General features: G+C 47.1%; 11 protein-coding genes. 5 read left to right on the top strand and 6 right to left on the bottom strand.

What is annotated here, in order from left to right:
- Positions 1-67: 67 nt before the first annotated feature.
- Both ACO0K8_RS21300 and ACO0K8_RS21305 read right to left on the bottom strand, forming a co-directional pair.
- Complete coding sequence (locus tag ACO0K8_RS21300) at positions 68-1,399, bottom strand: MFS transporter (protein ID WP_422948664.1); 1,332 nt, start codon at positions 1,397-1,399, stop codon at positions 68-70.
- Between the two features lie 296 nt (positions 1,400-1,695).
- Positions 1,696-4,446 carry a TonB-dependent receptor gene (locus ACO0K8_RS21305; protein WP_422948665.1) on the bottom strand — a complete coding sequence of 917 codons (2,751 nt, stop codon included), beginning with the start codon at positions 4,444-4,446 and terminating at the stop codon, positions 1,696-1,698.
- A 709-nt stretch (positions 4,447-5,155) separates the two neighbouring features.
- Here ACO0K8_RS21305 and tsaE point away from each other — a divergent pair.
- Positions 5,156-5,638, top strand: a complete 483-nt coding sequence (tsaE, locus tag ACO0K8_RS21310) for a tRNA (adenosine(37)-N6)-threonylcarbamoyltransferase complex ATPase subunit type 1 TsaE (RefSeq protein WP_422948666.1) — start codon at positions 5,156-5,158, stop codon at positions 5,636-5,638.
- On the top strand, positions 5,602-6,936 hold the full coding sequence (locus ACO0K8_RS21315) for an N-acetylmuramoyl-L-alanine amidase (RefSeq protein ID WP_422948667.1): 1,335 nt from the start codon (positions 5,602-5,604) through the stop codon (positions 6,934-6,936). Before tsaE ends, ACO0K8_RS21315 begins: the two co-directional genes overlap by 37 nt.
- Positions 6,937-6,987: 51 nt before the next feature.
- On the opposite strand, the gene ACO0K8_RS21320 is transcribed toward ACO0K8_RS21315, so the two are convergent.
- The gene (locus ACO0K8_RS21320) at positions 6,988-7,317 is read right to left on the bottom strand and encodes a hypothetical protein (protein WP_422948668.1); all 330 of its coding nucleotides are present in this window, start codon (positions 7,315-7,317) and stop codon (positions 6,988-6,990) included.
- A gap of 40 nt (positions 7,318-7,357) precedes the next feature.
- A complete protein-coding gene (locus ACO0K8_RS21325; RefSeq protein ID WP_422948669.1) occupies positions 7,358-8,011 on the bottom strand; it encodes a VTT domain-containing protein in 654 nt (217 codons plus the stop codon).
- A gap of 74 nt (positions 8,012-8,085) precedes the next feature.
- On the opposite strand from ACO0K8_RS21325, the gene mutL reads away from it, so the two are divergent.
- From mutL to ACO0K8_RS21340, 3 genes are all read left to right on the top strand, one after another.
- Positions 8,086-9,969, top strand: coding sequence for a DNA mismatch repair endonuclease MutL (gene mutL, locus ACO0K8_RS21330; RefSeq protein ID WP_422948670.1), 1,884 nt, complete (start codon positions 8,086-8,088; stop codon positions 9,967-9,969).
- Positions 9,970-10,047: 78 nt separating this feature from the next.
- Positions 10,048-11,001 carry a tRNA (adenosine(37)-N6)-dimethylallyltransferase MiaA gene (miaA, locus tag ACO0K8_RS21335; protein WP_422948671.1) on the top strand — a complete coding sequence of 318 codons (954 nt, stop codon included), beginning with the start codon at positions 10,048-10,050 and terminating at the stop codon, positions 10,999-11,001.
- A 178-nt stretch (positions 11,002-11,179) separates the two neighbouring features.
- A complete protein-coding gene (locus tag ACO0K8_RS21340) occupies positions 11,180-12,715 on the top strand; it encodes a transglycosylase SLT domain-containing protein (protein WP_422948672.1) in 1,536 nt (511 codons plus the stop codon).
- A gap of 90 nt (positions 12,716-12,805) precedes the next feature.
- Here ACO0K8_RS21340 and ACO0K8_RS21345 read toward each other — a convergent pair whose 3' ends face one another.
- Positions 12,806-14,059, bottom strand: a complete 1,254-nt coding sequence (locus tag ACO0K8_RS21345) for a tetratricopeptide repeat protein (protein WP_422948673.1) — start codon at positions 14,057-14,059, stop codon at positions 12,806-12,808.
- A gap of 197 nt (positions 14,060-14,256) precedes the next feature.
- Positions 14,257-14,384: ExbD/TolR family protein (locus ACO0K8_RS21350; RefSeq protein WP_422946967.1), on the bottom strand; the 128-nt coding region annotated here is incomplete at its 5' end.

Genomic DNA, 14,384 nt, shown 5'->3' on the forward strand with positions numbered 1-14,384 from the left:
CTGCACATTTCCCATGGTATTGATCTCTACACTGAGCCTGATTTATTCTGCGCTATTTGCTATTGCGTCAAACCGTGTTGCCGATATCAGCATCGTCATTCACGATGAGGCACAAGACGCCGGCAACGACCATGCAAACACCACCGATTACAAGCGCATACACCGATTGATTGCTGAAAAAATTCTTCACTAATGGACCCAAAACAACGCCTGCAATGATTTGTGGAATCACCACAAAGAAATTAAACAAGCCCATGTAGTAACCCATTTTATTCGCCGGCAAGGCACCCGCCAAAATCGCGTACGGCATCGTCAGGACACTGGCCCATGCAATGCCTACACCAACCATAGGCAGCAGCATCATCATCTTAGACGTAATCAAAAACATGCTCGCCAGACTCACTCCACCGATCAGCAGGCACAGCATATGAACAAACTTACGGCTCGTGATACGCGCCAACACCGGCAACAAAAATGCGGCCAGAGCGGAGACACCACCATACACGGAGAACATAATGCCGACCCAGTTGCCGCCTTCCTGATAGCCCGCCGATTGCGCGTCGGCAGTATTAAATACCAGGGCCGCCACCGAGGGCGTGGTGTACACCCACATGGCAAAAAAAGCGACCCAGGTAAAAAATTGGACCAAGGCCAGTTGCACCATCGTCTTAGGCATCTTGGCAAAGCCGCTTAAAATCTCGACCAGAGCTTTAACAAAACCCTGATTATTTTGCCGTTCCTGTTTGAATTTTTCCAGGTCAGCAGGAGGGATTTCAGTGCTACTAAATACTGTCCAGGTAACCGCAGCGGCGAACACCGAACCACCGATGTAAAAAGCATAGCGCACGGTGTCGGGAATCGCGCCATTCACAGGTACATTACTCACCCCCAGATAATCCGTAAGTATGGTTGGCAACAGACCGGCGATCACGCCGCCGCAACCGATTAAAAAAGTCTGCATGGCAAAGCCGGCAGTGTGCTGCTCGCTCGCAAGTTTATCGCCGACGAAGGCGCGGAACGGCTCCATAGAAATATTGATCGCGCTGTCCATCATCCACAAGAAAATGACGGCTAACCATAGCACTGAGGCATTCGGCAGTAGAAACATGGAAATGGCGGCCAAGATTGCGCCAGCAAAGAAAAAAGGACGTCGACGTCCCCAGAATTCGTGCCAGGTATTGTCGCTCAGATAGCCGATGATAGGCTGCACCAACATCCCCGTCAAAGGTGCGGCCAGCCAAAGTATCGACAGGCTACCGATGTCAGCGCCAAGAGTAGAAAAAATCCGGCTGGTATTGGTGTTTTGTAGGGTAAAGCCAAACTGGATACCGAAAAAGCCGAAGCTCATGTTCCAGAGCTGCCAAAAGCTCAGCCGTGGTTTTAGTGTGGAAATGGACATGCTGCAGAGTCTCCGACTTTTTACTCGAATCAGGATTCGATTTTTTATAGGTGCTGAATGATGGTGAAAACAACAAACTTTCTCAGTAAATCTCCCACCCTCTATTTTTTAAAACGATACTGCCCGCTTGCGCAATACCCATGCGGCTTTCAGGCCATGCAGGCTGGAAAGCCGCATGGGTATTGCGCAAGCGGCTAGGTGTATTTCCGGATCTGCTACCTAGCACGCGCTTCACATAAAAACAGAACAAGCCCATCAGAACTCAGTCTTCCGGGCTTGCTCAAAGTTTTACTTAATTAAAACTTATAGTTCGCACCGAACAGGACAACGCGACCATACTTGGCGTATTCCAATTGACGATCTTTGCTATTGGCATAGGTTTCGTAAGCTGCATTGGTCAGATTATTCACCTGCAACAACAAGCCCAGACCTTTGAAAGTACCCTCTTCAAAGGTATAACCGATTTGAAAATCAGTGACGTTCTCGCCGACGACATAACGCAATTGACGATCGCCATTAAATTTACCGATTTCACCAACATAATCAGAACGACGACGCTGACTAATACGCGTAGAGAAACCATGCTTCTCGTAGTAGAAAGTAACGTTTGATACGTTTTTCGACAAGCCAGGCAATTGAATTTTACCAATCGTGTCGTTGACCTGTGCAATATCGATCGTACTCTCGCTAATTGTCGTGCTACCAGAAATACCGAAGCCATCTAAAGCAGATGAGAACATACTAAATGGTACAGAGGCCGACAATTCTATCCCTTTGAGCACACCACCATTACCGTTATATGGCGCAGTGTATTGTCCCATATTGGTAATTGCGTTAGTACCTGCAGTAAAGGCAGAGAAATCACGAGTTTGAGAGAGATTGTAAATATAAGTACTCAGGTCTTTGTAAAATAAGGCGGCAGCAAAATAGGCCTTGTTACCGAAATATTTTTCATATGAAATATCGAACGCTGTTGCACGCCACGGATCCAACTTCGCATTACCACCGCTACCGCTAGGTAAGAAAGTTCCCTTATCAACGTGGAAGTCGAAACCAGAATTCAACTGATCCAGACGTGGTCGCGCCATCTGCTTGGCCACTCCGAAACGCAAAGTCTGCTGATCGGCAAAACCGAACGCCAGATTCATGCTCGGCAAAGTGTCATTGTATTTCTTACCGTCATTGACCGGCGACAAAGTACCATCTGGATTGGACACTTGCGATGCCGAAGATTGATCGGTGTTGATAAATTGCAAGCCGACGTTACCGCGCACCGTCACAGAACCGATCTGTGATTCAATATTTGCTTTAGCGTAGGCAGTTGTGATTTTTTCAGTCACATCCCAGGCACGCGATGCTGCTTCATTATTCGTTTTATTATTTACGACTGGGTCAAAATACTTCGCGATCACACCAGGTACATTCCAAGAAGGAACCACACCGCTACCTGCAAAACCTAAATTGACCGGTGCGTACAAAAGGTCGTTCGAAATAGTTGGCGTTCCTTTAGCAAACAAATCGCCTTCTGGTTGTCGCTTGGACTTCGTTCTGTCACTGACATTCACACCAACATCAATATCACTAAAAACGCTTTCCAACATACCAGGTGCAGGCAAAGTGGCGGCTAACTTAAAGCTCTTCAACTCATCCTCTACACTAGGCGCACGAGTACTACCGTAACCATAAATCGTATTACCGGTATACAACTGCGAGGCATCGCTGTAATTTAACTTGCCCGACAAGGTGGCAAAATTGCCCGGCGCCCAACCGACCGTCAAGGCAGGATCATTTAATGCGCCGCCTGTAGGATTTCGCAGTTGCAGATTATTTTCAAGATAGTATTCGTCGCGTTTTGCATGCGAATAATTCATGTCCGCAAACAAGGACCAGGTGTCAAACTTGAATTTATTGCCCCAACCAACAGTGCGGATCTCATCCTCACGTTTATTGTACTGACCACGCACCAGCGGGTAAGCGCCGCTAGCAGTACCGCCTAGCAGAGTGCCATTAGCGATAGTCACCGCATCATATTTAAAACCTTGTGGATTATTGCTACCGTTATAACCGCCCAAATTCGCTTCGAATTGATTATTGGTATCTTCTTGTTTAAATTTGGAAGCAAATACATCCAGCGTGCTGCGCCATACTTTAGAAGGGCGGAATTCAAGCACACCGACAAAACCGGTACGCTTCAATGTACCGCTTTTCGCTAGCGATTTAACACCGGCAGTGATGAAAGTGCCAGCAGGCACGCCGGAGACCGAACTCTGACTGAATGGCTCATAGGTACCAGTTTCATTATCCAGAATTGGCGTCTCTAAATCTGCAATACCGAGTGCCAAACCGATAGTACGATCAGCAAATTGATCGATATAGCTAACGCTAAAGCGGTGCCCTGTGTCTTTAGTATCGGCAATTGATCCCAAAGAATTTTTCTCACCACGGACATTAATTGAAATCGTACGCCCTGGAAAATCCAAAGGACGCACCGTCTGCATGTCGATGGTTCCTGACAGACCTTGACCAACCAGACCCGCATCCGGTGTTTTATACACGGTAACGCCACTAAGCAACTCGGACGGATACTGATCAAATTCTACGCTGCGATTGTCACCGGTGCTGACCTGCTCGCGACCATTCAATAAAGTGGTTGCAAAATCGGGAGACAAACCACGCACACTAATCACTTGAGCACGTCCTCCCACACGCTGCGCCGCCAAACCCGGCAAACGGGCAATAGATTCAGCGATACTAGTGTCTGGTAACTTACCGATATCTTCGGCAGAAACGGCCTCAACGATAGAGTTAGAATTTTTCTTTACCGAGATAGCTGCTTCAATACCGCGACGAATACCGGTCACAACCACCACATTTTCAACCGCTCCTGCATCATTTTTGACGGCTTCGGCTTGCTGCGCAAATGCAGTACCTGTGGCGGTTGACAACAAGACCGCACATCCGGCAGCGATCGGTGTCATCCGTAAAACCAGGCTATTTAAGCCAGATAAGCGCTTCTGCTGCGCCTGCTTATTTTCCAATTGTTTCATTCGTCTCTCCAATTTATTTTTATATAAATGCTTATAACAGGGATAGTGCGCGACCTTTGTAGCTTACCCAACGCCATCAGAACTTAATTCATTTAACTGAGCTTAGAACTAAATATCTAAAACGGAGTTTGTACCAAAACTAAATATCGTGTCAATCATAAGTACGTAAAAAATCTACATAAATATCAAAAATTTGGCGAACAACCAGTATGAACGTCTCTGAAAAACCACAGTTAAACTTAAAAATCAATGTAGTCAAACTACATAATTTATAAAGTAATATCGATATGCAATTGTTTTATTCAAAGCGCTTGCATTAAATTTGCATCAAAAATCCAAAGCGCTTTAAATTTTTTCATAGGGAAATGTAGTGAAAATATTCACGCCACTGCCCAACGACAGCGGACAAGCAACAAATGAATAACGGGGGATTACATGCGACAAAAATATCGGGCAAACGACGCGCATTTATTTAAAACAAGCAGGGCTAGGTTTTAAATGCTCAATCGAGCCAGCTCAGAATATTCAATAATAATTTGCACAGAAACTGTCTATTTGCCATTACATTAACGAATTGAACAGCATCAAAACTGAAGCTCAAAGCGCCTTTTTTTGATGACTGCAAATTTCATAGACAAACGAAAATAGCATAAATAAATTCGGACATTCACCTTACAATATCGCCAGTAACAGGTAAAAAAGGAAAGCAGTGTCTTACAAAACAATATTGGCAGATGAAGCCGCCACACAAGCATTAGGAAAAAGTTTGGCCCCGTGCTTGCTGCCAGGACTAAGCATCCACTTGCATGGCGATTTGGGGGCAGGAAAAACAGCCTTGACGCGTGCCATCTTGCATGCAGCGGGTCATCAAGGACATGTCAAGAGTCCCACTTACACTCTAGTCGAGCCCTATCAGGTCAACATCAAACAGGGGCCCGTGACACTACTTCATTTCGATCTATACCGCATGCTCAACCCGGAAGAGTTTTTGGAAGCAGGATTTCGCGAAGAATTCAATGAGCGCAATATCTGCATCGTCGAATGGCCGGAAAAGGCCGATGGCATACTGCAGCCACCTGATTTGAGTATTTTTTTAAGCATCGCGGGCAATGGACGTAAGGTAGAATTGCAAGCCTTGTCCGACAAAGGTAATGAATGTCTAGCACTACTTCGCTTCGCACCCAATCTGTAACCGCAAAAAATCGCCGTACGTTGCTAAAAGCAACGAGTACTTTATTGATTTCTGTACTGGTGCCCTCATTGGCCAGGGCCGCACAAATACTCGCGGTGCGTGTCTGGCCGGCCAATGATTACACCCGCGTTACACTGGAAAATGATAGCGAACTCAAGACTAGTCATTTCACGGTGAAAGATCCGGAAAGGCTGGTGGTTGATATTGAAGGACTGGAACTTAATCCTACCTTAAAACAGCTAGTGGCTAAAATTCAAGCCAACGATCCCTACATCAAACAAGTGCGAGTCGGGCAAAATCGTCCAAATGTGGTCAGACTCGTATTTGACCTAAAAGAGGAAGTCAACCCACAGGTGTTTACTTTGCAACCGGTCGGTAGCTATAAACACAGACTGGTGTTTGACCTGTACCCGGCAAATCCACCCGACCCGATTGCTGCGTTAATAGAAAAAGGCGACTGGCATAAAATTCCTGAAAAAGAATTGCCCTTGCTTAAAGTAGATCCCAAAATTGCGTCCTTACCAGAAATACAGATACCGACTACGGGCCCAGATTCAGATAAGAGCCCTGCCAAAGCGCCGGCATTGATACGTATGATCACCATCGCGCTTGATCCTGGGCATGGCGGCGAAGATCCTGGTGCTTTAGGACATGGCGGCAGTCGCGAGAAAGATGTGGTCCTGGCAATCGCCAAACGTCTAAAAGAAAAAATCGAACAACAGCCAAATATGCGCGTAATGCTAACGCGCGATGCCGATTACTTTGTACCGCTCAATGTCCGGGTGCAAAAAGCCAGAAATGTGCAAGCCGATCTGTTCATGTCGATACATGCCGATGCCTTTGTTGAATCGAGTGCGCGGGGCTCTTCTGTTTTTGTCTTGTCCGACAAGGGCGCAAGCTCAACCGCGGCGCGATGGCTAGCCAACAAAGAAAATGCGGCCGATCTGATAGGTGGAGTCAACCTGAAAGGACATGACAAACAATTAGCCGGTGTATTGCTGGATTTATCAACCACGGCGCAGATCAATGACAGCCTCAAGCTCGGTAAAGTCGTATTGAGTGAAATTGGCGGCATTAATCGCCTGCATAAAGGATCGGTGGAACAGGCAGGATTTGCGGTATTGAAAGCGCCGGATATCCCTAGTATTTTGATAGAAACGGCCTTCATCTCCAATCCTGAAGAGGAGGCCAGATTGACCGACGAAAGTTATCAGGACAAGATGGCAGATGCCATCGTCAAGGGGATCAAAAAATATTTTTCTAAAAATCCTCCATTGGCGAAAAACAAACTGACTTAGAGGCGAATAGTCTCGCAATAGCCCCTAGGTCACGGTCTTCGCAGTACTCAGCTATTCTGCGTGCGCATCCGAGTCACAGGCTGTTTCGGCTGCAATCCAACGCGCCACTAGAAACCGAAATGGTCTTTGTCCAAACTTTGGCAAAATGCGTAGATAGCGGGCCGGTTCTAACAGCAAACCGCAACGGTATTGCTGTCTATCCGCCAACCAGACTAGCGCCTTGCAAGTGCCGCGCAACTGCCATAAAAACACTCTGGCAACGGGACAAGGCTCGGCCGCACAACAGACTCCACAGCCATTGCAGGGCTGGCCAAGCAATGGCTTGGCTGCGGCCGCGGGCTGCAGCCAAATCAAACGCCGCTCAGGTTTATTGTTCGTCACTGGGCGGCTATCAGGAGTTCGGAGTTAGGACTACTTAGGATTACTTAGGACTACTCTTAGTCATGCTCTTAGTGAGCTTCCAGAGCGCCCCTAAAACGACAGGCACTACTGCAGCACCAACGCCCACTAAGACAATGACGTTGAGATGATCACGCACGAAAGGAATATTTCCAAAGAAGTAACCACTGAGCACGATAGATAAAACCCATAACAGTGCACCAGCCACGTTATAGAACTGAAAAGTTCTATGTGTCATATCCGAAAAACCAGCAACAAACGGTGCGAAGGTTCGCACCAAGGGTACAAAGCGCGCCAGCACCACGGTTTTGCCGCCGTGCTTTTCATAAAACTCATGCGTTTTTTTCAAGGCATTTTTGTCTATCCACTTATGGTCTTTTTCCATGATCTTATGCCCTATCAAACTACCTATCCAGTAATTGACGGAGTTACCAGAAATAGACGCAATAATCAGCAGAATAATCACTAACCATGGATTCATGGCACCGGTAGCACTAAAGGTGCCGGCAATGAATAACAGGGAATCGCCGGGTAAAAATGGAAATACTACGAATGCTGTTTCGCAAAAAACGATCGCAAATAAGACCGCATAGACTAGCGTCCCATAATGATCAATGACGTACTTCAATGATTTATCAGCATGCAAAATCATGCTAAAGAATTCCATAAAATCCATAATTCTCCTCGGTTGCGGCGTCATCATACACTAGCGTGGGCATTTCCAAACACGGACAACGGTATAATCACGGCATGAACGCGATACTTACTCCACACCGCCCCATCCTGGCTCTCCCGGATCATCTAATTTCACAAATTGCCGCCGGCGAAGTGGTCGAGCGCCCCTCTGCCGTGGTCAAAGAACTGCTTGAGAACGCGCTCGATGCAGGAGCATCGAGCATCACCATACGACTAGAAGAAGGCGGCGTAAAACGCATCGCGATTTCCGACAATGGGCGCGGCATACCAGCCGATCAACTCCCGCTCGCCGTAGAACGGCATGCCACCTCTAAAATCGCCTCATTAGAAGAGTTGGAAAACGTCGCGACCCTAGGTTTTCGCGGCGAAGCGCTAGCCTCGATTGCTTCTGTGGCTGTATTGACGCTAACCACGCGCACTGCTGACGCGGCGCATGCATGGCAAATAGAGGGTGGCAAAATTACGCCAGCCTCCGGCGCGCAAGGCACCACCGTGGATGTGCAAGATTTGTACTACAACACTCCCGCCAGACGCAAATTTCTTAAATCTGATCAAACTGAATTTGGCCATTGCGCCGAGGTGGTGCGCAGGATTGCATTAGCCCGTCCAGATGTGGCGTTTTCTTTATCGCACAATGGCAAAACGGTCGACCATTGGATGGTGACAGCTATCGCCAAGCGTAGCGCAAGCATTTTGGGAGAAGCATTCGCCAATGCTCGTTTAGCACTAGACGAGAGCGCCGGACCTTTGCGTCTACATGGTTACATAGGCTTGCCTACCGCCTCCAAAGGGCGTGCTGATGCGCAGTTTTTTTACGTCAATGGACGTTTTGTACGCGACAAATTACTAACACACGCGGTACGGGCGGCCTATCAAGATGTATTGCACGGTGACCGCTATCCATCGTATGTGATCGCACTTGATCTCGATCCTGCCTTGGTCGACGTTAATGTTCATCCGTCAAAAATCGAAGTGCGCTTCCGTGATAGCCGCGCGGTACATCAGTTTGTATTTCATGCAGTACATAGGGCACTGGCACAGACGTCCGCAACGGCCTTCGGTACAGTTCCTGCTCCTGTGACCGCAAACTTAATCGACTCGAATCAATCTGGCAATGGCAAATTACCCTGGGTGGGTGGCGAGCAGATTAGTTTTTCGGCGCAGTTTGCAGCACCTTCCGGCAGCAGCAATTATCAGGATTACAGCCATAGTTTTAATCGCCAGGAACAAGCTGGAGTGGCGCAAAGCGCAGTGAACTATGGCGCTTTATTCAGCGAGTCTGGCACCGCTTCACATGAGCATAACAATTTACCATCTGGCAGCGTCGCAACAACGCCGCAGCTGAGCAATGATGAATACCCGCTAGGCTTTGCTCTAGCGCAGCTACATGGCGTCTATGTGCTAGCGCAAAACACCAAGGGACTAGTCCTGGTCGATATGCATGCGGCGCACGAACGCATCCTGTATGAACAACTTAAAAACGCTTTGAATGACAATGCCATGTCGGTGCAACCCTTGCTGATACCGATTACATTTTATGCTGATGCAATTGAAGTCGCGACCGCCTCGGACAATGCGGAGGTTTTGCACTCTTTGGGCTTTGATATCGCGGCGATTTCACCCACCACGCTGGCGGTACGCTCTATCCCGGCGCTATTAAAGAATGCCGATGCACAAACTCTGGCGCGCGATGTATTGCGTGATGTGCGTGAATTCGGTGGATCAAGAGTATTGATAGACCGGCGCAATGAATTACTCGGCACCCTAGCCTGCCACACCGCGGTGCGTGCCAATCGCAGTCTCACGACACCGGAAATGAACGCGCTACTACGCCAGATGGAACAAACCGAACGGGCCGATCAATGTAATCATGGTCGCCCGACCTGGGTGCAACTAGGTTTAAATGATCTTGATCGTTTATTTTTACGTGGACAATAGTTATCCGTCTATAGAATTAAAACGCAGGAATTTAAACGCAATAATGTAGCAACACATTTTGAAAGAATAATTTATAGCATGCTGGCCCCGCAAATCAATAACACTAAAATCCTCGCCATCATGGGGCCAACCGCATCCGGGAAAACCGCCGCTGCGTTGGCGATCGCAAAACATACGCCGTCGGAAATAATTTCTGTCGATTCGGCCCTGGTATATCGCGAAATGAATATAGGAACGGCTAAGCCCAGTGCTACCGAACTGGCGTCGGTTCCGCATCACCTGATCGACATCATCTCACCGGCAGAATCGTATTCAGTCGCCCATTTTCTCCACGATACCAAACGTTTGGTGACAGAAATTCAGCAAAGGGGAAACTTACCGATCTTGGTAGGTGGCACCATGATGTACTTTAACGCGTTAATTAAGGGTTTGGATGATTTACCGGTCGCCAACCCTGCAATACGTGCAGAGCTTGATGCCGAGGCGCTAAGAACAGGCGTACCAGCCCTGCATGCACGTCTGGAGAAAATAGACCCGATTACCGCAGCCAGACTCAAACCAAATGATAGTCAGCGCATACAGCGCGCATTAGAGATTTACGCCATCACTGGCCAGAGCATGTCAGCATTGCTGGCGCTACAAACCAAGGCGGCAACTCCATTTCAGATGCTGGCGTTATCACTGGAACCTTCTGATCGTAGCGTGCTACATCAACGCATCAGCGACCGCTTCGATCTCATGCTAGAACAGGGCTTGCTGGACGAAGTTCGTCAATTACGTCTGCGCGGAGACCTCCATCCCGATTTGCCATCCATGCGCTGTGTTGGTTATCGTCAGGCCTGGGACCATTTAGATGGTTTGTACGACAGGCAACAAATGCGCGAACTCGGCATTATCGCTACCCGTCAGCTGGTTAAACGCCAATTGACCTGGTTGCGCTCTATGCCTGAGCGCATCATCATCGATTGCCTCGCTGCAAATCCTAGCGTTGATATTTTACATCATGCTGCACTAGAAAAACTTATCAATTGAACCAATTCCATCATGGAACAGCACCACGTTAAATTTAGTCGATCAAAATTAACGGTAACCCAGTCATGTAATAAGTTTTGTAACAGCACTGACATATTTCTTGACGCTAGAAACTAGGCTTGCGTACACTCTCAAGCTTCCTTACACACTCGATCATAACGATCCAAATCTGTCGCCTATGACCCGAAATCGTCACCGCATCGCCCCGTTTATTACTGCAGCCCTCTTTTGCTGGAGCTCCGCACAAGCGGCAGAACCTAGCATCCTATCTTTATCGACATCATTAGGCAGCTTGGCAAGTAATGGGTTAAATACAGCAAGCACTGAAGCGCAAATCGCAACCGCAAGTGACGTTGAGTTGCCGTCCTTAGACCTGGCACTGGCTGAAACCGACCTTTGGTGCAGGATACGCAAAGGCTATGCGATCCCCGATCTGGAAAATCAGTTAGTCACGAATCAACTCACTTGGTATAGCACACGTACCGAATATATACAGCGTACGGTACAACGTGGCTCCCGCTATCTTTTTCATGTGGTAGAAGAACTAGAAAAACGTGGTATGCCAACTGAGCTGGCATTGTTACCGTTTATCGAGTCGGCATTCAATCCGCAAGCCATATCTAGCGCCAAAGCATCTGGCATGTGGCAATTTATGGCAGCTACGGGACGCGACTTCAATCTTAAACAAACCATGTTTAAGGACGATAGACGTGGCGTTCTAGACTCTACCGACGCGGCTCTAAATTATTTAGAGCGACTGTACGGTATCTTTGGTGACTGGCAGTTAGTGTTAGCCGCCTACAATTGGGGCGAAGGATCAGTGCAACGCGCCATCAAGAAACAACAAGCAATGGGGCTACCTATAGATTTCAATAGCTTGTCCGCATTGATGCCTGCCGAAACCAAGAATTACGTCCCAAAGTTGCAGGCCGTAAAAAATATCATTGCTCATCCTGAGCAATTCAATATCGCACTACCGCAATTGGATAACCAAGCTTATTTTGTCAGCGTTGAAAAAACACGAGACATTGATGTACGGGTTGCCGCCCAACTGGCAGAATTATCGCTAGGTGAATTCAATGCCCTAAATCCCCAGTTCAATCGTCCGGTAATTACTGGCGACAGCAAGACCAAAATATTGCTCCCCACCGACAATGCAATTCTTTTCAAAGAAAACCTGAGTAAATGGCAGGGGCCATTATCGTCATGGTCGACTCATACCGTGACCAAGACCGAGCGCGTCGAATCATTGGCAGGAAAGTTAGGTTTAAAACCTGAATTGATACGAGAAACCAATTTAATTCCTGCCAAGATGATGGTAAAAGCGGGATCTACCTTATTGATACCAAAATCGACTAAAAATTTAGATTTAGATATTTCGACTGAGATCGCAGAAAAAGCCCAATTAGTGTTTGAAAAGTCTGCACCAGACACAAGAAAAATTGTCGTCAAGGTGGGTAAAAAAGACAAGATCAATATAATTGCATCCCGATACAAAGTGACGGTTGCACAATTAATGGAGTGGAATAAACTCAAACACGAAACTCTCAGTGCGGGACAAAGTCTGCAAGTGCAAGTGCCTATTTTGCATGCAAAAGGCAAGCAACAAAACTTCGCTTACGCACATACCAAAAATGCTCGAACCACGACAACGGCGCGCTCAAGCAAAAATATGCTAGCGCATGCCAAGAGCAATAAGAAGCGGCATGGGTAATTAGTCGAAATTTGCTTTGCAGTTGCCAAATAAAAAAGGCGTAGATTTAAATCTACGCCTTTTTATTTACAGCTCGACGCTAATATCGACTTACTTCATCGATTGATTTGCATATACGATCCAATAACGAGCGAGATCGGCGGTACCATCTTTGCCTTGTACCGCCTTCAAAGCCTTGATACCAGCAGATTTTTTACCCGCCTGCAAATACGCCATTCCAAGATGAAGTTTCGCATCGTCTTCAAATTTCATACCATCTTTGCTGATACCTTGCTCTATCATGGCAATGCCCTTATCGTACTGAGCAGCCGTTACATAGGCATAACCTAAATTTGCCAAAGCAGTACCGTCTTTACTCGTATTCGCGTCAGCTTCATTCGCGGCTTGGGCTTTAGTGTTTTCATCTAAGGTACGCTTAGCCATTTCACGTAAACGATTATGGCGTTCAGCCTCGGCCCCTGTGCCTAAGGCGCCAGATTTGTATCCGGTTTCAATAATTTTTAAAGCTTCAGCAGGATAGCCAGCCAACACCGCCAACTTTGAAATCTCCATAAAATCTGAAGTCTTCGTGACTTGCCCAACAGCCAATTTTAAGCGGTACAAATCCAAAGTCAAACGCTCGGAATAACCAGGCTTGCGCTCCAGATTATTCAGTAAGTTGACCCAATACTCTTTTTTTCCATGATAGGCGATCATTTTTTCCAGGGCACTGGAATATCCGACCATATCTTTTTGTTTGAGTGCCGCATTTGAGTAAAACTCTAGATTTGCCAAGCTAGGTGCTCGCCCCGCTTTTTCATCTGCAGCCAAATCTGCTTGCACTTCTTTCATCGCGCGTGCGCTGTCACCACCTTGTGACATGGCGTAAATCATGTATTGTCGCAAACTGCCATCGGTACCGCCTTCTGAGAAGTAACGGCCGTATGCGGCGGATGCTTTCGGATAATTCCCAGCTTTATAATACGCATTGGCCAATGTTTGTATCATCAGAAGCTGCTCTTTTCCTGATAATTTATTTGCAGCGAGAATCGCTTCAGCAGAACGAATCACCGCATCATTATCACCAGACTGAGAGGCGATAGATAAACGCATACGCTCAATCGTAAAATTTTCATTCGCTGTTTTACCACTAATGCCATCAGCATCGTGCAGCTTGGACATCGCGTCTTTATATTTTTTTGATTTCAGCAATTCACCAGCAGACTGAACCAATTTACCGATTTCAGGACGCATTGCCTCTTCTGCATAGGCTGTATTAGCAGCAATGTTTGACAATTCAGGTGCGGCGGCAAAGCCGATAGCTGCAACGAGTACAGCCAGACGTGACAAGCGAAATTGCTTCATATTTTTATCTCTTAATCAATAAATTGAATAAATGGAACTAGCCTTTGGCTTACTTCGTTAGTTGAAATGTGTGGCACGCCGATGCGCACTTCTTTTATCACTAGCTTCGCAAGACCAGCAAACATGAAAAAAGGCAGGGATGCCCCTGCCAATTTTCATCATACTTTATTTTCTTACAATGCACACAGCCGAGAATTTTATTTCAAGAACTGCTCATTGCCGACCATACCGATTTTGGTCACACCCAAACGCTGCGCCGATGCCATCACTGAGGCGACTGCCTTATAGGCGGCCAGTTTATCAGGACGAATATGTACTTCAGCCT

This window comes from Undibacterium sp. Ren11W (assembly GCF_049340485.1).
In the GTDB taxonomy this organism is placed as follows: Bacteria; Pseudomonadota; Gammaproteobacteria; order Burkholderiales; family Burkholderiaceae_D; genus Undibacterium.

What these genes read in the sequence shown, in the direction of transcription:
- ACO0K8_RS21300 (WP_422948664.1), bottom strand. Translation starts at nt 1,399, where the DNA reads ATGTCCATTTCCACACTAAAACCACGGCTGAGCTTTTGGCAGCTCTGG.
- ACO0K8_RS21305 (WP_422948665.1), bottom strand. Translation starts at nt 4,446, where the DNA reads ATGAAACAATTGGAAAATAAGCAGGCGCAGCAGAAGCGCTTATCTGGC.
- ACO0K8_RS21315 (WP_422948667.1), top strand. Translation starts at nt 5,602, where the DNA reads ATGTCTAGCACTACTTCGCTTCGCACCCAATCTGTAACCGCAAAAAAT.
- ACO0K8_RS21325 (WP_422948669.1), bottom strand. Translation starts at nt 8,011, where the DNA reads ATGGATTTTATGGAATTCTTTAGCATGATTTTGCATGCTGATAAATCA.
- mutL (WP_422948670.1), top strand. Translation starts at nt 8,086, where the DNA reads ATGAACGCGATACTTACTCCACACCGCCCCATCCTGGCTCTCCCGGAT.
- miaA (WP_422948671.1), top strand. Translation starts at nt 10,048, where the DNA reads ATGCTGGCCCCGCAAATCAATAACACTAAAATCCTCGCCATCATGGGG.
- ACO0K8_RS21340 (WP_422948672.1), top strand. Translation starts at nt 11,180, where the DNA reads ATGACCCGAAATCGTCACCGCATCGCCCCGTTTATTACTGCAGCCCTC.
- ACO0K8_RS21345 (WP_422948673.1), bottom strand. Translation starts at nt 14,059, where the DNA reads ATGAAGCAATTTCGCTTGTCACGTCTGGCTGTACTCGTTGCAGCTATC.